Raw genomic sequence first — 23,094 nt, forward strand, 5'->3', positions numbered from 1 at the left:
GCGGCGATCACTCCCCGGCCGGCGCGCTCGCACTGCGGCAGCGCTCAGCCGCCGCTTTCGACCGCGACGCCATGCTCGCGCAACCAAGCCACCAGCGCTTCGCGATCCTGGCGGGTCTGCGCGTTCAACAAGCCCGGCGGGGTCATGAACAGATAGCGCTGGAAGGTCACGTTCTGGCGATTGCGCGCGTCCGCGTCGGCGCCGGCCTGGAGCAGTTCCAGCGCGCGATTGGGCTGGTTGATCTTGCCGGCGACGTGCAGGGCGGTATTGCCTAGGCGGTCGGCGTGGTTCGGGTTGGCGCCGGCTTCGAGCAGACGATGGAACTGCGCCGAGCGCTCGCCCATCAAGGCCGCGCTGAGCGGGGCCGAGCCGTTTTCGCCATGCGGCGTGTTCGGCGCCGCGCCGTGCGCGAGCAGCACTTCCAGATAGGCCGGATCGTTGGCCATCGCGGCCATGTGCACGACGGTGCCGCCGTCGATGCCGGGTTCGGCCGGATCGGCGCCGGCTTCGAGCAAGGCCTTCAGGCCGTCGAGGCTTTGGTTGAGCACCGCCCACTCGAGCAGGGTCACGTTCTTGTCGCCGTGCGAGCGCAGGTCCACGCCCGCGGCCAAGCGCCGGATGTCGGCGCTGTCGCCAGCGGCGACCGCCTCGGCCAGTTCGGCCACGGCCGGGTCGGCGAACACCTCGTGAATATCGACTACTGCCATCTTGCACTCCTCCTGAGCACTGCTTACCCCAAGGCCCGCGGCGTGGCGGGACGTCGAACGACGCGCGCGGAACGTATCCCCTACCGTAGCGTCTAGCGACATACGGTGTCGTACCGTGGCGGGCCCAGCCTAGCAAGAACCGCCGGAGCCCGCAGCCGAGGCGGACCTCGGTCACAAAACCCGGCCGGCCGCACGCGCACGACCATCCTGGCATTCCGCTATGCCGCCGGCATGACAAAACCCGGCGGGCCGTCGCGGCCGATGCGGCCGAAACGTCCGTGGCTCGGCGCAAGGCCCGACCTGCACGGATGCGTCCCGCGGCTCACCCCGCGGCGCGGCGCCGATCGAGGTGCAGCGCGAAGCCGCGTGTACCCACCGGTTCCAGCCCGGGTTTCAAGGTCATCGCGGGCACCTCGTAGTCGCCGGCGTTCTGCTTGCGATACGGAATCGGCGCCTGCGTCCACAAGCCATCCATGCGCTCGCGCAGCTGCGCCTGGGCGACGGCGAATCGTTCGGCGTCTAGGCTGTCGCTACGGTAGACCACGAACGGCGGCAGCACGTCGAAGCCCGGGTAATACAGCACGCCGTGGTTGATCGGAAACAGCAGGTCGTCGATGTCGCCGTTGATGCCGCGCGGGCCGTAGTGGTCGGCCCAACCCCCGGCGGTGACCGACAGCATCGCGCGCTTGCCGGCGAACTGGCCTTCGCCGTAACGGTCGCCCCAGCGCGTGTCGGAATGCTCGCCGACGCCGTAGGCGAAACCATAGGCATAGACGCGGTCGATCCAGCCCTTGAGGATGGCCGGCATCGTGAACCACCACAGCGGAAACTGCAGGATCAGCGCATCGGCCCAGCGCAGTTTCTCCTGCTCGCGCAGCACGTCCTCGGTCAGCGCATTCGACGCGAACGCGCGCTTGGAACTGTGCACCACGGCGAGGCGTTCGCGCGGGTCGTGTCCGGGAAAATCCTCGGCGTCGACGCTCGCCTTCCAGCCTTGCGCATACAGGTCGGTGACCTGTACCTCGTGCCCGTTCGCGAGCAGATGCTCTCGCATCGTGTCCTTGAGCGATCCGCTCAACGAGGCCGGCTCGGGATGGGCGTAGACGATCAGCACCCGCTTGGGGCGCTGCGATTCGGGCGTGAGAGTCGATGGTGCTTGCGGCGGGTGCGTGGACATGGCCTGCGGCCTCTGCATGGGAGATGGCTTAACTTAGCCAATCCCATCGTTCCGCAGTGAGGCATTTTCATCGACGCTGCGCGTCGCATCAGGCACCAATCGAACGAGACCGAGCCAGGCTCGCACCGGCGGGCCGTCCACGAAAAAGCCCCGCTTTCGCGGGGCTTCGTCGTTCATCCCATGGCGGGCGGATCGGCGAGGGTGTACGCCCGGGAATCAGGCCCAGGGATCGCGCAACACCATGGTGTGGGCGCGGTCCGGGCCGGTCGAGACGATCGCCAACTGGCAACCGGCCAACTCTTCCAGCGCGCGCAGGTAAGCGCGGGCCGCGGCCGGCAGCTTGTCCCATTCGGTGATGCCGTGGGTGTTCTCTTCCCAACCCGGGAACTCCAGGTAGACCGGCGTGCACTCGTCCCAGCCGGCGGCGTCGAGCGGCGCGTACTCGGTGCGCTTGCCGCGGTATTCGTAGGCGATGCAGATCTTCAAGGTCTTCATGCCGTCGAGCACGTCGAGCTTGGTGATGCACAGGCCGGTGATGCCGTTGATCGCCACCGCACGCTTCAGCGCGACGATATCGATCCAGCCGCAGCGGCGCGGACGGCCGGTGGTGGCGCCGTATTCCTGGCCGCGGTCGCGGATGCCCTGGCCGACTTCGTCGTCGAGCTCGGTCGGGAACGGGCCGCCGCCGACGCGGGTCGCGTACGCCTTGGCGATGCCGAGCACGTAGTCGATCGAGTCCGCGCCGACGCCGGTGCCGGCAAGCGCGCCGCCGACGGTGGTGTTGGACGAGGTGACGTAGGGATAGGTGCCGTGGTCGATGTCGAGCAGCGAGCCCTGCGCGCCTTCGAACAGGACGCGTTTGCCCTGCTTGCGCAGGTCGTGAAGGATGCCGGCGACGTCGGACTTCATCGGCTCGACGTACTCGCCGAAGGCCAGCGCCTCGTCCAGGGTCTTCTGGTAATCGACCGCGTCGACGCCCAGGTACTTGGTCAGGACGAAGTTGTGATAGTCCAGCGCGGTGCGCAGCTGCTCGGCGAGCTGGGTCGGGTAATGCAGGTCGGCCACGCGGATGCCGCGGCGCGCCACCTTGTCTTCGTAGGCCGGGCCGATGCCGCGGCCGGTGGTGCCGATGGCCTTGCCGCCGGCGGCCTTCTCGCGGGCCTGATCCAGGGCGATGTGGTACGGCATGATCAGCGGCGTGGCCGGACTGATCTTGAGACGCGAACGTACCTCCACGCCGGTTTCCTCGAGCTCGCCGATCTCCTTGCGCAGCGCGGCCGGGCTCAGCACCACGCCGTTGCCGATCAGGCAGAGCGCGTCGTCGCGCAGGATGCCCGACGGGATCAGATGGAGGACGGTCTTCTTGCCGCCGATGACGAGGGTGTGGCCGGCGTTGTGGCCGCCCTGGAATCGCACGACGGCGCCGATCTGCTCGGTCAGCAGGTCGACGATTTTGCCCTTGCCTTCATCGCCCCATTGGGCACCGAGAACGACGACTGACTGACCCATGACCTTGTAACTCCTGCGCTTGCTGTGAAAGCGGCATTGGCCGCGAGGCGACCGTCCCGGCCCAGTCGCAGCCGATGCCGCGCCACAGGGCCATGAACGGAAAAAAGCCGGCGGGGATGTCCCCGGCCGGCTTTTGTGCATTATCCGGGTTTCGATAGGCCAAGGCCACCCCAAATCGGTCCGGATCGGCCGATTGGGAAAAATCGGCCGGATTCGTTCATGGACCGCCCCTGCCCCGACCCGGCCGAGCGGCCGGAGCCCGCCTGTTGGGCACCGGCCGCGCGGTGGACACGCCGGACAAAACGCGGGCCCGGCCTTGCGCCGGGCCCGCAGGCCGCCGGGCGGTCCGACGCGCCCGGCGGCTTCAACCGGTCATGCCCTCACTTGCCTTGCGCCTCGCCCCGACGCGCGTCGACGTAGTCGTCGATGCCGTTGCGGTCCTTGTCCAGGCGGCGACCGCTGAGCTGGTAGTAGGTCCGCGTGCTCAACGCGCCTCGGACATAAGCGCGCTTCTCCGGGTCCCAGTAGGTCGCGCTGGGGTCGACGCTGTTGGCGGTGAAATACACCGTGGTCGACGGGAACAAGTCGATGTTGGTGCCCGGACGGCAGTCGGCCGTGTCGGGACCGGCGGTGAAGCGGTCGGCCTGGCTCTTCTTGCAATCGTCGGCGGTGATGACCTCATAGACGTGGCGGGGCTGGTCGACCTTGGCGATCGGCACGCTCAGGCCCTTGCCCTGCGACAGACTGGCTTCGCGCAGCAGGGTGCGGGTGGTGTTCGGCCATGGCTGGAACGGCACGCCGAGGAAGTCGGCGATGCGACCGTTGACGACCATCTGGTCCAGCGCCAGCACGCGCGGCAGTTCCATCATCTGCAGGTCGCGCACCACCAGCGGAGCGGCGGCGAGATTGAACACCCCGAGGTTGAGGTTGCCGACGCTGTCGAGCGTGCCGGCATCGAAGGCATGCAGGCGCGGGTTCAAGGCCATCGGGTTGCTCGCCACATCGCGCAGGGCGATGTCCTTGATCACGATCGGATTGAGCGTGGAGAGGCCGAAGTTCACCCCGGCGAACGATGCCCCGATGTGGAACTTGACCCCGCCCGGCGCCTGCCCCGGCGGTCCCGGCAGGCCGACGCAGCCGCCGGTGCCCCAGCCCGGGTTCGGCGTGCTCCACTTGACCGTGTAGGGGTAATAGGTGCCGCCCTGGAATACCTCCGAGGGCCCGATCGGGCCGATCACGGTCGGGTTGATCCACGGGCTGTTGCAGCCCGCGTAGGCCCAGTCGATCACCGGCGGCGTGGCCGAGGGATACAGCACGCGCAGATCCAGGCTGTGCGCCGGCGCCGCGTTCGGATTGACCAGGTCCCAGTTCCACATCGTCTGCAGCGACAGGCCGACGTTGGCCGCCAGCACCGAGAACTCGTGGTCGCTGAAATGCCGGCGATAACCGGCGCGGTCCTCGGCGGTCAGGCTGCCGCCGGCCGGCATCACATGATGCTTGTAGGTGTCCTCGCCCGGGCCGACGATGGTGTTGTGGGCCAGGCCGTAGTTATGCCCGGCCTCGTGCGCGGCGGTGCCGCCGATCGAGTTGGCCCAGCGGTCGAGCGTGGAATTGGCGCCGTTCAAGGCGCCGCCGGGGCCGCCGGTCCAGCCTTGATAAGTGCCGCCCCAGACGTAGGAATAGTCGATCGCGGTCGGGTCGTTGGTGTCGACGGCCTGGGCGAGACCGAACAGACCGTCGGTCATGTTGGCCTTGGTCGTCACCGCGACGACGTTGCGCCGGGCGAACGTCGCCGGCGGCAGCGTCGAGCTCGGAATCACCTGCACGTTGAACTCGCAGTAATCGAGCTCGACCACATGGCTGACCGCATCGCGCAGCGCGACCGTGGTGCCGGTGTAGCTCGGCAGGTCGACCGCGGTGAACGGCGCCGCCGGGTTGGTGGCCGAAGCCGCGGAGAAACCGAACGACGGAAACGCCAGCGGCGCGGTCGGGTACACCAGATACAGCTTGTTGGCTTTGTTGGACGGGTTATAGGCCGGACAGGTGGCGGCCAGCGCCGACCCGCTCAGCGACAACAGCGCGAGCGCGAGCGCGGTACGCCGCAGTTGGGACGATTCCTTCATGACGCTACTCCATAAGCAGATGCATGGATGTGCGTCGCTGCGCGGCGCCGGCCTGCCGGACTCCGACGGCCCGGCGCCGCTTGCATCGACGGAAGCGGCGCAGTGCGGGCCTGCCGGCATGTCCGCCGCAGGCCGCGCTGTTCGCCGCCCCCGGTTCTAGTCGCATCGTCCTCGCCGCGACAGGACGAAACCGGGTCGAAACCGGGACGGCGTGGGAAGAATTCGCAACGCGGCCGGCGACCTTCGGTCAACAGTGATGGAGGTCTCCGGGCGTGCTTGATGCGCGTCGTGCACAGGAGAGATTGCGTGAGTCGCGAAACGCGCGTGGCCGGCCGGCTCGAAGCGACCGCCGCGGCCCGAATTCTTCCGCGCGAGCCGGCCGTGCGGCTCACACTGTTTCATCCCTCAAGCCCATCGACTCGCGCTTCTGGCCGATGATGAGTCTCGCGATAATGAGCATCGCCTATCTGACGACCTCACCGCTCAAGTATCCGCCGGGCCGCGCTGTCGCCCGTCCGTATTCCACCGCCCTATCGAGAGCCTCATCATGACTTGCAGCTACCGCTCCGTCCTGGCCGTCCGCTTGCTGGCCGGCCTGGCCCTGACCAGCATGATCCTGGCCGGCTGTTCGGAACCCAAGCCGGCCGCGGCCGACACGCCCACTCCGACTCCGGCGCAGACGCCGGCCGCGACTTCGGTGTCGCAGCAGCCGGCCAACCCCGACGTGCTGCGTTTCCGCATCGGCGCGCTCGACGCGGCGGCGCTGAAGGACGGCGACATCGAGGTCGCCAACGACGGCAAGACCTTCGCCATCGGCCAGCCCGTCGATCAGGTCAAGGCGCTGCTTGCGGCCGCGGCTGCGCCGACCGAGATACTGCACCTCAGCATCCAGCCCCTGCTGGTCCGCAGCGGCGCTCGCACCCTGCTGTTCGACACCGGCGCGGCGGACGCCTCGTTCGCGCGCGCCGGGCGCTTGCCCGCTTCTTTGCGCGCCGCCGGCGTCGAGCCGTCCCAGGTCACCGATGTCTTCATCTCGCACCAGCACCAGGATCACGTAGGCGGCCTGTTGACCCGCGACGGCGCGCTGGCTTTCCCCAACGCGGCCATCCACCTCTCGGCGCCGGAATGGGAAGCCCTCAAGAGCGACCGCGACGCCGCCGCGCTGGTCGCCGCGATCGCACCGAAAGTCGCGACCTTCCAGCCCGGCGCGACGATCGTTCCCGGCGTAGTCACCGCCGTGGCCATCGACGGCCACACCCCGGGCCACAGCGCTTACGAAATCGCATCGGGCGACGAGCGCCTGCTGTACCTCGGCGACACCGCGCATCACCACGTTATCTCGGTGCAACGCCCCGAATGGACGGTGCAGTACGACACGAACGCACCGCTGGCCCAGACCAGCCGGCGCGCACTGCTGCAGCGCGCCGCCGACGGCAAGCTGCGCGTCTACGCCGTGCATTTCCCCTTCCCGGGGCTGGGGCAGGTCAAGGCCCAGGGCCACAGCTTCGTCTGGGAAGCCGAGCAGGACGCGGCTCGCTGATTCGTATGGAGGCGGCGCGCGTCGCAGTCGTCCGCACTGCGCGTGCGGCGTTCGCGGCTTCGCCCAGGCAAGCCTCGCTTACACCAACAGCTGGCGGTTCGATGGAAACAACCGATTTCATCATCAGGTCGGTGCGCACTGACAAGCAGCTTCGGTTCTTTGATGCAGACGGCTATTCGTTCCGGGTGGAACTTCGCGGCGCGTCGATCCATGGCGCCCAGGAAGTCCATTGCCCTGTCGGCCCAACCGAGTTGATCCAGTTCTTCTCGCGCCTGGGCGCCTATATGCGCCCCTGGTCCGGGAGCGAACGATATACCTCGATGGAAGGCGACTTCTCGCTCGCCGCCGCCTGCTCATCGCTGGGACAGGTAACGTTGACGATCGTCATCCACGGCGCCTTTGGAGCACCCGAGGAATGGGAAGTACGAAGCGGGCTTGAGCTGGAGCTTGGGCAACTGCCAACAATCGCGACGGCCGCGAATCGCTTTTTTCGTGCCATGGCAGATACCTGAGTACCGTGCGCGACTAAGCTTTTGGCTGCCAAAAAACACGGGGTTACCCGAATGTTTCATTCGGTATTTCGTTGAACTGGTTACCGGTCGCATCTCGCGGTGGCGACGATAAGCTCCATGCAGCCGTCTCATTAAGACTGTAATCCCACGTGGCCCAGCCGCCCCACCGAATCCATACGACGTCATGTCCGAACAACGCATCCCCTCCCTGTACGACTGGCTCGGCGGCATCGATACGCTGAACCGGCTGACCGATCGTTTCTACCTGCACGTCAAGGCCGATGCGCTGTTGGGGCCGGTGTTCGAACACATGGCCGCGGACCATCCGGGCCATGTCGCGACCTTTCTCGCTGAGGCGCTGGGTGGGCCGGACGACTACAGCCGCCAATACGGCGGCCATCCGCATATGGTCCGCCAGCACCTCAACCGCCATCTGAGCCAGGAGATGCGGCGGCGCTGGGTCGGTCTGCTGCTGGATACCGCCGACGAGCTCGGTCTGCCGGACGACCCGGAGTTTCGTTCGGCGCTGGTCGGCTATCTGGAATGGGGATCGCGCCTGGCGGTGATCAATTCGCAGCCCGGCGTCACGGTCGACCCGCAGGCGCCGATGCCGCGCTGGGGCTGGGGCGAGGTCAAGGGCCCGTACACGGGCTGAGCCCGGCGGTTGCTGCCGCCGTCGGCAGCCGCCGCGCTAATGGATCGGCGTCTGCTGATGCTGGACCAGCAGCCATTCGGCTCCCGTCAGGCGATAGGTCGAGGTGCAGTACGCCCGATACGGATCGGCCTCCTCGCGAGTGCCTTCCGCGCGGTAGGCCAGCACCAGGGTCGCTTGATCGGGCCGGCCGATGACGCGTTCGGTCATGTCGACCGAAGCCCAACGTGGCGCCGAACGCAGGCTTTCGACGATCGCGCTGCCGCGCAGAATGCCGACCGGCTCGGCGAAGGCCATGACGCATTCCGGGCTCAACACACCCTCGTTATCGTCGGCGCTGCCGAGCCAGAACCGCTCTTCCATGCCCCACGCCGCTTCGTCGTTCATCGTCGCCTCCCGATTCGGATGCAGCCAGTGCGCTGCTTCGGATTCGCCAGTTATTGAGCGCCCGGCCAAGTAAAGGCTGAGTGGAGTGCTTGCTGAATACGATGAGGATTGAGCCCTTCGGCGTTATCGTATCCCTCACGGTTGCCGCTCCGTCCAGCCGAATCGTTCTGTTACATCCAGACCAGGCAGCAAGGCAATGGACCGCATTCTCACCGCCATCGACCAGGCGTTCCACGACTGTTCCGCCACGCCTGCGATGTCGTTGCGCGGCGGCGATGCTCTCGACGACTACGGCACGCCGCCGCCATTCGACGCCGACCTCGATCATCCGGTCGCCGCGTATCTGGAGGCTCATCACTGGGGCATCGCACATTTGGATCCCAGCTCCTGGCGGCACTATCTGCCGGTGCTGTTGCGATATGCCTTGCTCAACCTGGAGCGGGCGGACTCGATGGCGGTCGACGCGCTGCTGAGCTCGCTGCGCCCGCCCGACCGCGACCCGCCGCGCTTGCCCTCGCTGACCCGGGATCAGGAACAGGCCGTGACCGCCGTGCTGGATGCCTTGGCCTTCAGCGAAGCCTCGGCCTGGAAAGACGACGCCATCCTCGCCCTGGAAGAGTATTGGGCGCCGGGCGCCACCTATCGCGCGGGGTCCGCCGGGTGACTGGCGCGCGACGCGCTGGCACCATCCATGCAGTTCGGCAACCGCGCGCGAACGCATCGCTTCCATCCGGCTCACGCCTCCTTCGACTCAGGCGCCTCATGCATTCGTTGACCCTCAACTACACCGAACCGCTGCTGCGCCAAGCTGTGCTCGGCTTCTGGCGGCGAGTCGTCGGGCTGCGCTTCCTGATCGTCTTCGCGCTCAATGCCGTCGCGCTCGGGGTGCTGCTGGCGAACCGGGACGGCTCTTGGCTGACCGGCCTGATGGCGGCCACCTTCGCACTGGGCCTGGGCTTCATGACGATGCTTTATCTCGTCCACTACCGCAATTCGCTGCGCAAGCTCAAGGCGATGCGCAAGCCGCAGGCGAGCCTGGTCCTTACCGAGAAAAATTTCAGCCTCAGCGCCGACAGCGGCTCCAGCACCCTGCCCTGGTCGGCGGTCACCGAAGTGTGGAAGTTCGAAACCTGCTGGCTGCTGCTGTTCTCGAAGGCCCAGTTCGTCACCCTGCCGTTGAGCGATGTTCCAGCCGACGCCCGGAACTTCATTCTCGAGCACGTCGTCGCGGCGGGCGGCAAGGTCGGTTGACGGCCCACCGTTCCCGCTCGTCATCCGCTTCGCCTGCCGAGTTAGATCCGCCCATGCGCAAGATCGTCGTCTTCGTTATCGCGATGCTGGCCTCGACCGCCGCGGCTGCCTGCGAGTGCACGCGACCACCCCTGGACACCGTGTCCGCACGGCGGGCCAAACATGTCTTCGTCTTCCGGCTGTTGAGTTCCGAACTCCAGACCGAAGGCTCGAGCGACCCGTGGACGACGCGCGTGATCGGCAAAATCCGGATCGTCGACACCCTGCGCGGCACCGCGAGCACCAGGACCATCCGTTATTCCACGCAACAATGCTGCGGCGTTCGCCTCGATGTCGGCAAGTACTATGCCGCCTTTGCCTCCAGCGCCGCACCGCAGCTATCCGGCGACCTCGGCACTCTGCTGGAACTGGGCGACGTATACGGCCCGGCCAGCGGCGATCGCGCTCGAATCGAGTCCGTACTCGCGGGCAAGAACAGCCTTGAAAAAGCATTCTCCGAGTACACGCTCGACCGGCTGCATCAGGTCCCGCGCCCGCCGGCACCCTGCCCGTCCGGCAGCAAGAAAAGCCACTCGAAGTAATCCTGCCGCGTCAGCGACGGACCTTCAGTCTTGATGTTGCTTTTCCGCTCTGCGGCCGGAGACGCGACAGCCGCCGGTCGCGCGGTCGCGGCTTGCGGCGCTCCTACCCTGCGGGGCTGCCGTCGCCATCGGCGCGAGATCGAGGCGTCGCGGTCGCGCCGGTGACGGCCTAGCCCTCACCCGCCCCGCAGCACCCACAACGACACCACACCGATCGCGACCACCACGCCGCCCACGATGCGCAGGTGGCGGTCGGGCAAGGCCTGCAGTTGTTCGGCTGCGCGTTTCCAGCCGTTCGGGGCGACGAACAGGAACAGGCCTTCGAGCACTGCGACGAGGCACAGTGCCCGGATCAACTCACCGACCATGCGCGATCAGCGGTCGGACTTGAGGTATTGCAGGAACGGATCGTCGCGGTCGAGCACGATCACGCTCTGGCCGTCGGCGAAGGACTTGCGATAGCTCTCCAGGCTGCGCTGGAAGGTGAAGAACGCCGGGTCCTTGCTGGCGGCCTCGCCGTACATGCGGGTGGCTTCGGCGTCGCCTTCGCCGCGCAGGCGCTGGGCGTCGCGCTCGGCTTCGGCCAGGATCACGGTCTTGTCGCGATCGGCGGTGGCGCGGATCGCCTGCGCCTGCTCGACGCCCTCGGCGCGCAACTGGCTGGCGACCTGCAGGCGCTGCGAGCGCATCTGGTTATAGACCGAGGCCAGCACGTTGCTGTCCTGCGGCAGGTCGATGCGCTTGATCCGGATGTCCTTGATGCGGATGCCCAGGGTCGCGGCGCCCTTGTTGATCGTTTCGAGCTGCTTGCCGATCACCGCTTCGCGATCGCCCTTGACCACGTCGAGCAGGTTCAGCGAGTTGATCTCGTTGCGCAGCGAGTCGCGGATGATAGGCGCCAGGCGCTCGACCGCGACCGTCTCGTCGCCGCCGGTGGCCTGGAAGAAGCGGCGCATGTCGTCGATCTGGCCGAGGGCGAAGAAGTCCACGCTGACGTCGAGCTTGTCGGCGGTCAGGTAACGCTCCGGCGGCGATTCGAGGATCTGCAGGCGGCGGTCGAACACGCGCGCGGTCTCGATCAGCGGCCACTTGAAGCGCAGGCCGGGGCCGATGTCCTCGCGCACCACGGTGCCGAGGCGGAACACGATCGCGCTGTGGCCTTCGCTGACCACGAACACCGAACCCAGCAACGCGAGCAGCAGCGCGATGCCCGCGGCAATCAGGGCGGGAACTCTCATCGGATCACCTCATCGCGGGACTTGGGGCGCGCAGGCCGGCCGACATAGGGCACGGTCGCCTGCGATTCGGTCGCGGTGACCGGGCTCAGCATTTCCGGCTGGGTCACCAGCGGCACGCTGACCGGGCCCGGCGTGGTCGGCACGTTGCGGTCCATCGGCACGTACAGCACCTGGCGCGAATCGCCGCCGACGATCTTGCGGTTCTGGGTCAGCACTTCCTGCACGGTGTCGAGCCACAGCCGCTTGCGGGTGACGTCGGGCGCGCCCTTGTACTGTTCGACCAGCAGCGAGAAGCGGGTCGCGTCGCCCTGGGCGCGGGCGATGGTCGAGGTCTTGTAGCCCTCGGCCGTGGTGCGCACGCGCTGGGCCTCGCCTCGCGCTTCCGGGACGATCTGCTTGGCGTAGGCCTGGGCCTGGTTGATCGAGGTGGTCTTGTCGGCGTTGGCGCGCTGTGCCTCGTCGAAGGCGTCCTTGACCTCGTCCGGCGGGCGGGCATTGGGCAGGTTGAGCTCGGTCAGGATCAGGCCGGTCTCGTAGTCCTTGAGCGAAGCCTGCAGGCGCTGGCGCACCTGTGCGGTCAGCAGGCTGCGCGCGCCGAGCACGGTGTCGAGATCGGAGCGGCCGATCTGCTCGCGCACCGCGCTCTGCGCGGCCTGCTTGAGCACGTCGTCGGGCTTGCGCGAACCGAACAGGTACAAGCGCGGCGATTCGATCCGGTACTGGGCGTTGATCTCGACGTTGACCATGTTGCCGTCGCGGGTCAGCACCGGGATGGTCTCGGTGTAGGCCTGGCTCTGGGTCGCGTTGAGCTTGGTCACGCGTTCGATCGGCCACGGCGCCTTGAAGTGCGGGCCGGGCTGGAGGACGCGCGAGAACACGCCGAAGCGCAGGACCACGCCGCGTTCCTGCTCGGTGACGAGTACGAAGCAGTTGAACACCAGCCACAGGCCGAGCAGCAGCGCGACCCAGCGCAGGATCCCGCCGCCTCCGTTGCCGAACAAGCCGCGCAAGGGCTCGATCACAGCATCGAGACCGCGACCTTGCGGTTTGCGTTGTCGCGGCGGACGCGGGTTGTCGCCGGAATTGTCACTGCCAGGGGTGTTCCAGGCCATGCCTGCTCCTAAAGATGTGGGCGCCGGGCGGGACGTCCTGTCCAGCCCGCTGCACCGGCCACGGCCTGCGCCGCGACCGGTCCACGGCGCCGGTGGCGCCGCGGGAGTCCGCACGCGTCACCCGCGCACGAACCCGTCGATTCTAGGTGGGGGCCTGAACGGCCTCAAGCAAGGGGCGCAATGCCTCACCGTTGGGCTGGGCGAACAGGCGCTGGGCGTCGGCCACGGCCAGGTCGACTTCGACCAGCCAGCCATGCTCGTCGGCCTGCTCCGAACGCACCGCGCCGAGCTCGTGCAGGCGCGCGCGCAGGCGTGCGTCCTGCGGCGCGATCCGCACGCTGCCGGCGACATGGCGCAGCTGCAGGGCCTCGCCCAGGGCGCTGCGCAGCAGGTCCAGGCCCTGGCCGTCGCGGGCCGAGACCCAGACCCGGCTGTTGTCTTCGCCGGGCCGGTCGATGCGCGGCTCGACCCCGTCGAGGCGGTCGATCTTGTTGAACACCAGCACCTGCGGCAGGTCGCCCGCGCCGATTTCGTTCAGGACCGCGTCGACCTGGGCGATGCGCTCGTCGCGCAGCGGGTCGGCGGCGTCGATCACGTGCAGCAGCAGGTCGGCCTCGCGCGCCTCCGACAGGGTCGAGCGGAACGCGGCGACCAGTTCGTGCGGCAGGTCGCGGACGAAGCCGACCGTGTCGGCCAGCACCGCGGCGCCGCCGGACAGCTCGATCCGGCGCACGGTCGGGTCGAGGGTCGCGAACAACTGGTCGGCGGCGTAGGCCTCCGCGCCGGTCATCGCATTGAACAGGGTGGATTTGCCGGCATTGGTGTAGCCGACCAGGGCCACGCGCGGCAGCTCGCTGCGCAGGCGCGCGCGGCGCATTTGGGTGCGCTGCACCTCGACCTTGTCGAGCCGGCGCTGCAACTGCTCCAGGCGTTTCTGCAGCAGGCGCCGGTCGGTCTCGAGCTGGGTTTCGCCGGGGCCGCGCAGGCCGATCGAACCACCGCGCTGGCGCTCCAGGTGGGTCCAGCCGCGCACCAGGCGGGTCGCCATGTGCTTGAGCTGGGCCAGTTCGACCTGCAGCTTGCCTTCCGAGCTCTTCGCGCGCTGCGAGAAGATGTCGAGGATCAGGCCGGTGCGGTCGACCACCCGCCGTTCGAGGAAGCGTTCGAGATTGCGCTCCTGGCCCGGCGACAAGGGGTGGTTGACCAGGATCAGGTCGGCGCCGCTGGCTTCGGCCGCAGCCTTGACCTCGTCGAGCTTGCCGCTGCCGATCAGGGTCGCCGCATTCGGACGGTCGATGCGCGCGGTCAGGACCGCGGCCACGCTCGCGCCCGCCGACCTGGCCAGGTCGGCGAACTCTTCCAGCAGGTCCTCGTCCGGCGGGCCGCCGGCATGAGGCTGGATCAGCAGCGCGTGCTCGCCCTTGCGCGAACGTTCAAACACGGGTTCGCACCGTCGGCGCGCGCGCCGCCATGGTCGTCGAATTACTCAGTTTCGTCGCCGCCGTCGCCATTGTCGCTGCCATCGGCGGACTGCACATAGCCGCCGCCCGGACCGACGCGAACGTTGCGCGCGGGAACGACGGTGGAAATGGCGTGCTTGTAGACCATCTGACTCACGGTATTGCGCAACAGCACCACGAATTGGTCGAAGGATTCGATCGTGCCCTGCAGCTTGATGCCGTTGACCAGGTAGACCGAGACCGGTACGCGTTCGCGACGCAGCGCATTCAGGAAAGGATCCTGCAGGGATTGCCCCTTAGACATCTTCTAATTCCCCAGCATGTTCTAGTTATTAGGACGGCACGCCCGGCACCGGTGGTGCGGAGCACGGCCGTATCGCCGGCTGTTGTCCCCACAGGGGCGACCGGCCGATGTTAACGCAAGTGAAAGCAAACATTGCGACCCGGTTCTGGGTTTGCGCGCACATTCCGGGCGCCGGATGCGTCTAGGGCCTCCCCGCGCCCATAAACAGGGCCAGGGCGCGCTCCAGTTCGGCCGCATCGCGCAAAGGATCGAACCAACGGGCGTCAAGCTCGCTGCGCAGCCAGGTCAATTGGCGCTTGGCGAGCTGGCGGGTCGCGTAGACGCCGCGATCGCGGAACTCGCGGGCGTCGTAGTCGCCGTCGAGATGCTCCCAGGCCTGGCGGTAGCCGACCGCGCGGAGCGCCGGCAAGTCCCGCGGCCGCGGATGCGCCTGCAGCGCCGGCAGCGCGCGCAGGTCGCGGACTTCGTCGAGGAAACCCTGGGCGAGCATCTGCTCGAAGCGGCGCTCGATGCGGCCGTGCAGGACCGCGCGATCGGCTGGGGCCAGCACCAGCTTGAGCACGCGGTACGGCAGCCGCGGCGCGGCGAGCGAGTCGCGGCGCCAGTCGCTGATGCTGCGTCCGGACAACCGGAACACTTCCAGCGCGCGCTGGATCCGCTGGGCGTCGGTGACGTGGATGCGCGCCGCGGCCTCGGGATCGATCTGCGCCAGTTGCGCGTGCAGGGCGTCCCAGCCGAGCGTTTCGGCTTCGGCGCCGAGTTGCGCGCGGGTGGCCGGGTCGGCCTCGGGCATGGCCGACAGGCCGTGCAGCAGGGCGTGGAAGTACAGGCCGGTGCCGCCGGCGAGGATCGGCAGGCGCCCGCGGCCGGCGATGTCGTCGAGGGCGCGGCGGGCGTCGAGCGCGAACTCGGCGGCCGAGTACGGCTGCCAGGGCTCGCGCAGGTCGATCAGGTGGTGCGGCACGCAGGCCTGCTCGGCGGCGCTCGGTTTGGCCGCGCCGATGTCGAGGCCGCGATAGACCAGGGCCGAATCGACGCTGACGATCTCGCCGCCCAGGCGCTGCGCCCAATCCAAGGCGAGCGCGGTCTTGCCCGACGCGGTCGGGCCCATCAGGGCGATGGCGAGCGGGCGGGGATCGGCAGAAGCGTTCATGCGGGACGGCGGCACGGCGGTGGAGCGAGCCGGCAGCCTCGCACAGGCGCGGGCCTCGAGGAAGCGCACACCCGCCCCGCCTTCCGCGCGCGGCCCGGATGGGGCGCGGGCGAGGCGCGGCGAGCGCGCTCCACAGAAGCTGTGGAGAAGCACTGGGGCAAGCCTGTGGACAAGCCCGTCGCGCCCAGGCCCGGCAAGGCATGGCGCCTGTTTGTCGCTTTTTTGACCAGGCGATGACGTTTGTCCACACAGCCTGTGGACAAGCCTGCGGACAGTCTTCGCGAAGCCGACGCAATGCGTTGCGGCGTAACGCTCGCGATAAGTTTGATCATTTATTGATCACTGATTTTTCTTGACTTGCATCGCATTGTCGGCATCCCGGAGCGAGACCGACCGCAGGCACGACGAGGCCGCGCGCAAGCCAGAGCGAGCGCTGTCCACAATCGCTGTGGACAAACCTGCGGACAGACACCGCGCAACCGTGTTTCACGCCTTGTGTGACAAGGGCGCGACAGGTTTGATCAAATTTTCGCCACCCAACTCGGCGGGAAAAATTCGCAGGAAATCGGCGTCGAAGGCTTGACATCGAAGCCGAGGCGAACCGCGACGAGCGCCGCTCGCCGCTGCCGACACGATCGGCATGGTGTCGCGTCGCCTCGCAACAAACAGGCGGCCGAGTCGTCCGCGCCCATGCATGGCGATGTCCACAAGGCCTGTGGACAAACCTGCGGACAGCGGCGATGGAATCGGGTTTCACGCCTTACGCCGCAAGGGCGCGGCAACTATGGCGAAACTTTGACCACCCCTGGAACGAGGTCGAATCGCATCGCTGAGCCTCGGCATCTCGCCGGCTGTCGGCGTTCGAGCACGGCTCGCGGTATCCGATCCCCGTCGCGAATCGCGCAGAACTCGCAGCGACTGCGCGCATGCCGGCCATCGTTTGCGCGAAACCGCCGCGGCGATGTCCACAAACGCTGTGGACAAGGCTGCGGACACACGCGGTGGAATCGGGTTCCACGCCTTGTGTCGCAAAGGCGTCCGAATCATGGCGAAATTTTGACCATGCGCTCCGCATCGAAGGACATGGGTCGCTCGCTTCGTCAAATGCTTGACGTCGCGCAGTCGCGAACGCCGACGGATTGCAGCGTCGATGGGGCGCGAGGCCGTGGTGTTCGGAATCCGGAATCGCCGATCCGGTGCATGCGACCGCATCGCAGCGGCCGCATCGCGCTGCCCACCACGCCTGTGGACAAGCCTGCGGACAATCTTCGTGCAGCATGTTTCACGCCTTGTGCGGCAAGGCTTTCGCGATCGCGGCGATTGTTGAGGACGAGATGCTGCGATTCGGGCAGACGCATCTTTCGCCAGCCTGTCCCACGCGATGCACCCTGCCGCAGAGCGAGCGCGGCGACGGCGATTTTCCGAGGCGCGTGGCGAGCGAACCGTCCCCTCGATGACCGAGCGCTCGGCACCGCACCGAAGCGCCGAACCGGCTCAGTCGTCGTCGGGCCACTTCAGGCTCGGCGCCGAGGCGGCCGCGCGCCGCGGCATCGGCTGCGCCGCGACCGCTTCCCAGACCTTGATCGCGTCGACGGTGGCGGCGACGTCGTGCACGCGCAGCAGCTTCGCACCGCGCTGGGCGGCGACCAGGTGTGCGGCGACCGAGCCGTGGACGCGCTGCCGCGCCTCGTCGCGGCCGGTAAGCTCGCCGATGCTGCGCTTGCGCGACAGTCCCGCGAGCACCGGCACGCCGAGTTCGCCGAAGCGCTCCAGTTGCGCGAGCAGGGCCAGGTTGTGGGCCAGGGTCTTGCCGAAGCCGAAGCCGGGGTCGACGACGATGCGTTTCTTGGCGATGCCGGCCATCTCGGCGGCGAACAGGCGCTCGACCAGGAAACGGTGCACCTCGGCGACGACATCGTCGTAGACCGGGTCGGCCTGCATCGAGCGCGGCTCGCCCTGCATGTGCATCAATACCACCGGCACGCCGAGTTCGGCCGCGGCGTCGAGCGCGCCCTCGCGGCGCAGCGCGTAGACATCGTTGATCAGCCCGGCACCGGCGGCGACCGCGGCGCGCATGACCTCCGGTTTGGAGGTATCGATGCTGATCGGCAGTCCGGTCGCGCCGGCCAGACGTTCGATCACCGGAATCGTGCGGCGCAGCTCTTCTTCCAGCGGCACCTCGGCGGCGCCTGGGCGGGTCGACTCGCCCCCGATATCGAGCAGGTCCGCGCCCTCCCCGGCCAGCTTCAGACCATGCGCGACCGCGGCCTCCACGCTGTCGTGGGCGCCGCCGTCGGAAAAGGAATCGGGCGTCACGTTGACGATGCCCATGATGCGCGGGCGGTCGAGAACCAGGCGGCGGCCGTTGCAATCGAGGGTGGGGGCGAGATCGAACATGGGTGCGCCGTCTGGGATTCGAGAGTGGGACTCGGGACTCGGGACTCGGGACTCGGGACTCGGGACTCGGGACTCGGGACTCGGGACTCGGGACTCGGGACTCGGGACTCGGGACTCGGGAAAGAGTTTTCGCGCTGCCTCGAGCTTACGCAAGCATTCTGGATGCTTAATTTTCGCTCGGAAGCAAAGACATCCGCCTAACCTGGATATCTTCCAGGCTTCGGCCGTTGCCAATCCAAACCCAGCCCAAACAAAACGGCGCCCGATTTCTCGGGCGCCGTTCGCTTTGTGCTTCTACTGAGTCCCGAGTCCCGGTGCTTTGCCGAGTCCCGAGTCCCGAGTCCCGAACCCCGAGTCCCGAATTACGTCTGCGCCGCCGGCCCGCCGATCTGGCTGCCGGGGCGGCCCGGACCCGGGTCGTCCTTGGAGATGCGGCCCGACTTGGCCCAGTCGGCCGGCGGACCCGGCTCGCGGCCGGCCATGATCTCGTCGATCTGCGCGGCGTCGATGGTTTCGTACTGCAGCAAGGCCTCGGCCATCATGTGCAGCTTGTCGAGGTTGTCCTTGAGGATCTGCGAGGTACGGCCATAGGCCTTGTCGAGGATGCCGCGCACCACTTCGTCGATCCGGCGCGCGGTCTCGTTGGACACGTTCTTGTGCTGGGTGACCGAACGGCCGAGGAAGACTTCGTCTTCTTCTTCGCCGTAGGCGATCGGGCCCATCTCGTCGCTGAGGCCCCACTTGGTGACCATGTTGCGGGCCATCTTGGTGGCGCGCTCGATGTCGTTGGACGCGCCGGTGGTGACCTTGTCGACGCCGAAGATCAACTCCTCGGCGACGCGGCCGCCGTACAGCGAGCACAGCATCGACTCGATCGCGACGCGGTTCATCGAGTACTTGTCGCCTTCCGGCAGGTACATGGTCACGCCGAGGGCGCGGCCGCGCGGAATGATGGTGACCTTGTAGACCGGGTCGTGCTCGGGCACGACGCGGCCGACGATGGCGTGGCCGGCCTCGTGGTAGGCGGTGAGCTTCTTCTCGTCCTCGCTCATCGCCATCGAGCGGCGCTCGGCGCCCATCAGGATCTTGTCGCGCGCCTTGTCGAAGTGCTCCATGCGCACGTCCTTGCCGTTCTCGCGCGCGGCGAACAGGGCCGCCTCGTTGCACAGATTGGCCAGGTCGGCGCCGCTGAAGCCCGGGGTGCCGCGGGCGATGGTCATCGGCTCGACGTCGTCGTGCAGCGGCAGCTTGCGCATGTGCACGCGCAGGATCTGCTCGCGGCCCTTCACGTCCGGCAGGCCGACCACGACCTGGCGGTCGAAACGGCCCGGACGCAGCAGCGCCGGATCGAGCACGTCGGGGCGGTTGGTCGCGGCGATCACGATCACGCCTTCGCCGCCTTCGAAACCGTCCATCTCGACCAGCAACTGGTTGAGGGTCTGCTCGCGCTCGTCGTGACCGCCGCCGAGACCGGCGCCGCGATGGCGGCCGACCGCGTCGATTTCGTCGATGAAGATGATGCACGGCGCGTGCTTTTTGGCCTGCTCGAACATGTCGCGCACGCGGCTGGCGCCGACGCCGACGAACATCTCGACGAAGTCGGAACCGGAAATGCTGAAGAACGGCACCTTGGCCTCGCCGGCGATGGCGCGCGCGAGCAGGGTCTTGCCGGTGCCCGGCGGGCCGACCATCAGCACGCCGCGCGGGATCTTGCCGCCGAGCTTCTGGAACTTGGAGGGATCGCGCAGGAACTCGACCAGCTCGCCGACTTCTTCCTTGGCCTCGTCGCAGCCGGCGACGTCGGCCAGGGTCACCTTGACCTGGTCCTCGCCCTGCAGCTTGGCGCGCGAACGGCCGAAGCTCATCGCGCCCTTGCTGCCGCCCTGCTGCATCTGGCGCATGAAATACACCCAGATGCCGATGAACAGCAGCCAGGGCAGGACGTTGATCAGGATCACCACCAGCGACGGGCTGCTCGACTGCGGCGTCTGCACCGTCTCGACCTTGTGGTTGAGCAGGTCGTTGATCAGGTACGGGTCCTGCGCAGCGTAGGTCGTGAACTTGGTGTCGTCCTTGCGCGTGCCGGTGATCGTCGTGCGGTCGTCGGAGAACTTGATCTCCTTGATCCGGTCGCTCTGGACTTGAGCGATGAACTGATCGTAGGGGATCGCTTCGGCGCCGGGCGTACGCGGGCCGAACGCCTGGAACACCACCATCAGCACGACGGCGACGATTACCCAAAGCAGCAAATTCTTGGCCAAATCGTTCATGTATTTCCTAGCCTGCGGCCCTGTGGGGCCTCGTGTCCTCCGACGCCTCTTGCGCCGGCGGTACCGCTCAGATTGTCACACCACCCGTGGCCGGACACCTGCCAAAAGCAGGTGGGTCGGCCGGCCGTCCGTCGGCCCGACGCCCTGGCGTTCAGGTCGGGGCGGCCCGCTTGCCCTGCGCCAGCGCGTACACCTCCGGGGATCGCTTGCGCGAGGCCGCCGGCTTGCGGATCGAGACCTTGGCGTAGCGACGGCGCAGTTCCCGCACGTAATCGTCGAAGCCCACGCCCTGGAACAGCTTGATCAGGAAAGTGCCGTCGACCCTTAAATGCCGGTCGGCGAAATCCATCGCCAGCTCGGAAAGGTGCATCGCCCGCGGCAGGTCCACCGCATCCACACCGCTCATATTGGGGGCCATGTCCGACAGCACAAGGTCCACGGTCTGCCCGGCCAGGGCCTGTTCGAGCTGGGCCAGGACCTCGTCCTCGCGGAAATCGCCGAGGATGAACTCGACCCCGGCCAGTCCCGGCATCTCCAGGATGTCCAGGGCGATGATCCGGCCCGGCTTGGCCGCGTTCAGGCGGTCGAGCTCCTGGCGCAGCCACTGCGACCAGCCGCCCGGGGCGGCGCCCAGGTCGACCACGACCATGCCCGGCTTGAGCAGGCGGTCGCGCTCGACCAGCTCTTCGAGTTTGTAGGCGGCGCGCGAACGCAGGCCTTCGGCCTTGGCCTTCTTCACGAAGGGGTCGGAGAAGTGTTCCTTGAGCCAGCGCTGGCTGCTTTTGCTGCGGGTCGCCATGGGCGGGCGGCCGTCCCGGTGGGGGTTGGGGACGCCATGATACCCTGAGCGCCCCTCCCGCTCCGTTCGTGTGACCCAATGCCCACCCTGTTGACCTCCGCCCAGACCCGTTTCCTGCGCGGACAGGCCCACGACCTCAAGGCCATGCTCCAGGTCGGCGGCAAGGGCATCACCGATGCGCTGGTCGCCGAGGTCGATAGCGCCCTCGAGCACCACGAACTGATCAAGATCAAGGTCGGCGCCGAAGACCGCGACACCCGCGACGCAGCCATCGCTGAGATCGCCGAGCGCACCGACGCCGCCCTGGTCCAACGCATCGGCCACACCGCCGTGCTGTACCGCCCGAGCAAGGAAAAGCGCCAGATCGTCCTGCCGCGGACCTGATGAGGCCCGGAATGGGGGCATAGGAAGTCCGAACGCCCCGGCCCTGCTCCACTCCGGCTGCTTCCAGCCATCCCGTTCCCCGATTCCGGCCTCCCGATTTCGATTCCCGCCCCATGCTGCTGACCCTGGAACGCCCCGATCACGAGTTCTTCCTGCGCGGCGCCGACGGCCAGGTCGCCCTGGTCAACGATCGCCGCCTGGAACGCAGCTTCATCCTCGCGCCGAACCGGCTGATCGAAGACTGGCCGGTGCGCGACGTGAAAACCCTGGGCATCGAGGACCTGGCGCCGCTGTTCGCGCTGGAGCCCGAATTGATCGTGCTCGGCTGCGGCGCGACCCAGGCGTTTCCCCCGGCGGCGACCCTGGCCGCCTGCCTCGGCCGCGGCGTCGGCCTGGAAACCATGACCAACCCCGCCGCCGCGCGCACCTTCAACGTGCTGGCCGGCGAAGGCCGGCGCGTGGTCATGGGGTTCGTGCTCGGCGCATGAAGCCGGCCGCGCCGCATTCGCGGCGGGCGGCCTTCCTGTTCGCCCCGGCCCTGGCAATCGTGGGGGTCCTGCTCGACGCCTGCGCCCTGCCCTCGCCGGCCGAGCGTTACCAGCGCTGGCTCGACGACGGCCGACGGGCTGCAGTCGAGGAGTACCGCGACTACCTGCGCGCCCACGGCGCGGCCGAAGTCGTGCCGCTGAGCCAGTTGTTGCGCAGCGGGCGCCGCTGGCGGATATGCGGCGCGCCCGAGTTCGCGTTGCCGCCGAAACCGGCCTGGCCGGATACCCTGCGCACGCTGCGGCTGATCGGCGAACTGCGCCGGGCCGGACTACTCGATGGCGCCGAAATCACCTCCGGCTATCGCGACCCGGCCCTCAACCGCTGCGAAGGCGGCAGCTCGCGCAGCCGCCACATGAGCGGCGGCGCCTATGATTTCGACCTGGCCGCCGATGCGCCGGCCCGTGAGCTGTGCGGGTTCTGGCGCCGCCATGGCGAGGCGGCCGGCTTCGGCCTCGGCTTCTATGATCGCCGCCACCCGCACATCGACAGCGCCGGTTTCCGCACCTGGGGCGGCGATTATTCGCGCAGTAGTTCGCTGTGCCGGGGTTCCGGGCCGGCCCGGCCGGGCTGAGCCCGCCGGCTCGTTTCGCCGGCTTACCTCGCCGGCAGATACAGCAACGGATCGACCGGCTTGGCGTTGTAGCGCACCTCGAAGTGCAGCATGTCGCGCGCCGCGCCGCTGCGGCCCATCTCGGCGATCTGCTCGCCGGACTTGACCACCTGGCCTTCGTTGACCAGGCGCTTGCGGTTGTGGCCGTAAGCCGACAGCCATTGCTCGTTGTGCTTGACGATGATCAGCTCGCCATAGCCGACCAGGCCGGTGCCCGAATACACCACCACGCCGTCGGCCGCGGCGCGCACCGCGGCGCCGCTGGAGCCGCCGATGTCGACGCCCTGCTTGGTCGGCTCGTTGGCGACGTAGCGGCTCAGCAAGGGGCCGTCGGCCGGCCAGCGCCAGCGGATGCCGCTGTTGATCGGGGCGGCGACCG

At 68.0% G+C, this 23,094-nt stretch carries 24 protein-coding genes; 9 read left to right on the forward strand and 15 right to left on the reverse strand.

Features of this window, described 5'->3' with window-relative positions; genetic code table 11:
* Positions 1–44: 44 nt before the first annotated feature.
* The 4 genes from ACSAMQ_RS07635 to ACSAMQ_RS07650 all read right to left on the reverse strand — a co-directional run bounded on the left by ACSAMQ_RS07635 (position 45) and on the right by ACSAMQ_RS07650 (position 5,516).
* Complete coding sequence (locus tag ACSAMQ_RS07635; RefSeq protein WP_435395091.1) at positions 45–707, reverse strand: ankyrin repeat domain-containing protein; 663 nt, start codon at positions 705–707, stop codon at positions 45–47.
* Between the two features lie 322 nt (positions 708–1,029).
* A complete protein-coding gene (locus ACSAMQ_RS07640; protein WP_435395092.1) occupies positions 1,030–1,884 on the reverse strand; it encodes an NAD(P)H-dependent oxidoreductase in 855 nt (284 codons plus the stop codon).
* Between the two features lie 216 nt (positions 1,885–2,100).
* Entirely contained in the window at positions 2,101–3,393 is a 1,293-nt protein-coding gene (locus tag ACSAMQ_RS07645) for an adenylosuccinate synthase (RefSeq protein WP_435395093.1), read from the reverse strand.
* Positions 3,394–3,773: 380 nt separating this feature from the next.
* Entirely contained in the window at positions 3,774–5,516 is a 1,743-nt protein-coding gene (locus tag ACSAMQ_RS07650; RefSeq protein WP_435395094.1) for a hypothetical protein, read from the reverse strand.
* Positions 5,517–6,063: 547 nt separating this feature from the next.
* Here ACSAMQ_RS07650 and ACSAMQ_RS07655 point away from each other — a divergent pair.
* From ACSAMQ_RS07655 to ACSAMQ_RS07665, 3 genes are all read left to right on the forward strand, one after another.
* A complete protein-coding gene (locus ACSAMQ_RS07655) occupies positions 6,064–7,056 on the forward strand; it encodes an MBL fold metallo-hydrolase (protein WP_435395095.1) in 993 nt (330 codons plus the stop codon).
* Between the two features lie 101 nt (positions 7,057–7,157).
* On the forward strand, positions 7,158–7,568 hold the full coding sequence (locus ACSAMQ_RS07660) for a DUF6228 family protein (RefSeq protein WP_435395096.1): 411 nt from the start codon (positions 7,158–7,160) through the stop codon (positions 7,566–7,568).
* A 184-nt stretch (positions 7,569–7,752) separates the two neighbouring features.
* Positions 7,753–8,223, forward strand: a complete 471-nt coding sequence (locus ACSAMQ_RS07665) for a group II truncated hemoglobin (RefSeq protein ID WP_435395097.1) — start codon at positions 7,753–7,755, stop codon at positions 8,221–8,223.
* A gap of 36 nt (positions 8,224–8,259) precedes the next feature.
* Here the strand turns inward: ACSAMQ_RS07665 and ACSAMQ_RS07670 are convergent, their stop codons facing one another.
* On the reverse strand, positions 8,260–8,607 hold the full coding sequence (locus ACSAMQ_RS07670) for a hypothetical protein (protein ID WP_435395098.1): 348 nt from the start codon (positions 8,605–8,607) through the stop codon (positions 8,260–8,262).
* A gap of 196 nt (positions 8,608–8,803) precedes the next feature.
* On the opposite strand from ACSAMQ_RS07670, the gene ACSAMQ_RS07675 reads away from it, so the two are divergent.
* From ACSAMQ_RS07675 to ACSAMQ_RS07685, 3 genes are all read left to right on the forward strand, one after another.
* Complete coding sequence (locus tag ACSAMQ_RS07675) at positions 8,804–9,271, forward strand: DUF6714 family protein (RefSeq protein WP_435395099.1); 468 nt, start codon at positions 8,804–8,806, stop codon at positions 9,269–9,271.
* Between the two features lie 98 nt (positions 9,272–9,369).
* Positions 9,370–9,858, forward strand: a complete 489-nt coding sequence (locus ACSAMQ_RS07680) for a YcxB family protein (RefSeq protein ID WP_435395100.1) — start codon at positions 9,370–9,372, stop codon at positions 9,856–9,858.
* A gap of 53 nt (positions 9,859–9,911) precedes the next feature.
* Positions 9,912–10,439 carry a hypothetical protein gene (locus tag ACSAMQ_RS07685; RefSeq protein WP_435395101.1) on the forward strand — a complete coding sequence of 176 codons (528 nt, stop codon included), beginning with the start codon at positions 9,912–9,914 and terminating at the stop codon, positions 10,437–10,439.
* 176 nt (positions 10,440–10,615) lie between these two features.
* Here the strand turns inward: ACSAMQ_RS07685 and ACSAMQ_RS07690 are convergent, their stop codons facing one another.
* From ACSAMQ_RS07690 to rlmE, 9 genes are all read right to left on the reverse strand, one after another.
* On the reverse strand, positions 10,616–10,807 hold the full coding sequence (locus ACSAMQ_RS07690) for a DUF2065 domain-containing protein (RefSeq protein WP_435395102.1): 192 nt from the start codon (positions 10,805–10,807) through the stop codon (positions 10,616–10,618).
* A 6-nt stretch (positions 10,808–10,813) separates the two neighbouring features.
* Positions 10,814–11,677, reverse strand: coding sequence for a protease modulator HflC (hflC, locus tag ACSAMQ_RS07695; protein WP_435395103.1), 864 nt, complete (start codon positions 11,675–11,677; stop codon positions 10,814–10,816).
* Entirely contained in the window at positions 11,674–12,789 is a 1,116-nt protein-coding gene (hflK, locus tag ACSAMQ_RS07700) for an FtsH protease activity modulator HflK (RefSeq protein ID WP_435395104.1), read from the reverse strand. The genes hflC and hflK overlap by 4 nt, the downstream gene beginning before the upstream one ends.
* 142 nt (positions 12,790–12,931) lie before the next feature.
* Positions 12,932–14,230 carry a ribosome rescue GTPase HflX gene (gene hflX, locus ACSAMQ_RS07705; RefSeq protein ID WP_435395105.1) on the reverse strand — a complete coding sequence of 433 codons (1,299 nt, stop codon included), beginning with the start codon at positions 14,228–14,230 and terminating at the stop codon, positions 12,932–12,934.
* A gap of 41 nt (positions 14,231–14,271) precedes the next feature.
* Positions 14,272–14,553 carry an RNA chaperone Hfq gene (gene hfq, locus ACSAMQ_RS07710; RefSeq protein ID WP_031374342.1) on the reverse strand — a complete coding sequence of 94 codons (282 nt, stop codon included), beginning with the start codon at positions 14,551–14,553 and terminating at the stop codon, positions 14,272–14,274.
* A 181-nt stretch (positions 14,554–14,734) separates the two neighbouring features.
* Positions 14,735–15,706, reverse strand: coding sequence for a tRNA (adenosine(37)-N6)-dimethylallyltransferase MiaA (gene miaA, locus ACSAMQ_RS07715; RefSeq protein ID WP_435395106.1), 972 nt, complete (start codon positions 15,704–15,706; stop codon positions 14,735–14,737).
* Positions 15,707–17,200: 1,494 nt separating this feature from the next.
* Complete coding sequence (folP, locus tag ACSAMQ_RS07720; RefSeq protein WP_435395107.1) at positions 17,201–18,103, reverse strand: dihydropteroate synthase; 903 nt, start codon at positions 18,101–18,103, stop codon at positions 17,201–17,203.
* 362 nt (positions 18,104–18,465) lie between these two features.
* Positions 18,466–20,373, reverse strand: a complete 1,908-nt coding sequence (gene ftsH, locus ACSAMQ_RS07725) for an ATP-dependent zinc metalloprotease FtsH (protein WP_435395108.1) — start codon at positions 20,371–20,373, stop codon at positions 18,466–18,468.
* A gap of 151 nt (positions 20,374–20,524) precedes the next feature.
* Positions 20,525–21,172 carry a 23S rRNA (uridine(2552)-2'-O)-methyltransferase RlmE gene (gene rlmE / locus ACSAMQ_RS07730; RefSeq protein WP_435395109.1) on the reverse strand — a complete coding sequence of 216 codons (648 nt, stop codon included), beginning with the start codon at positions 21,170–21,172 and terminating at the stop codon, positions 20,525–20,527.
* Between the two features lie 78 nt (positions 21,173–21,250).
* Between rlmE and yhbY the strand changes: the two genes are divergently transcribed.
* From yhbY to ACSAMQ_RS07745, 3 genes are all read left to right on the forward strand, one after another.
* Positions 21,251–21,556, forward strand: a complete 306-nt coding sequence (gene yhbY / locus ACSAMQ_RS07735; protein ID WP_408950589.1) for a ribosome assembly RNA-binding protein YhbY — start codon at positions 21,251–21,253, stop codon at positions 21,554–21,556.
* Positions 21,557–21,669: 113 nt separating this feature from the next.
* The gene (locus ACSAMQ_RS07740) at positions 21,670–22,044 is read left to right on the forward strand and encodes an Mth938-like domain-containing protein (RefSeq protein ID WP_435395110.1); all 375 of its coding nucleotides are present in this window, start codon (positions 21,670–21,672) and stop codon (positions 22,042–22,044) included.
* Positions 22,041–22,676, forward strand: a complete 636-nt coding sequence (locus ACSAMQ_RS07745) for a D-Ala-D-Ala carboxypeptidase family metallohydrolase (protein WP_435395111.1) — start codon at positions 22,041–22,043, stop codon at positions 22,674–22,676. Before ACSAMQ_RS07740 ends, ACSAMQ_RS07745 begins: the two co-directional genes overlap by 4 nt.
* Positions 22,677–22,699: 23 nt before the next feature.
* On the opposite strand, the gene ACSAMQ_RS07750 is transcribed toward ACSAMQ_RS07745, so the two are convergent.
* Positions 22,700–23,094: peptidoglycan DD-metalloendopeptidase family protein (locus ACSAMQ_RS07750; protein ID WP_435395112.1), on the reverse strand; the 395-nt coding region annotated here is incomplete at its 5' end.

The sequence above is a fragment of the Lysobacter sp. 1R34A genome, assembly GCF_051217035.1.
Lineage (GTDB): Bacteria > Pseudomonadota > Gammaproteobacteria > Xanthomonadales > Xanthomonadaceae > Lysobacter.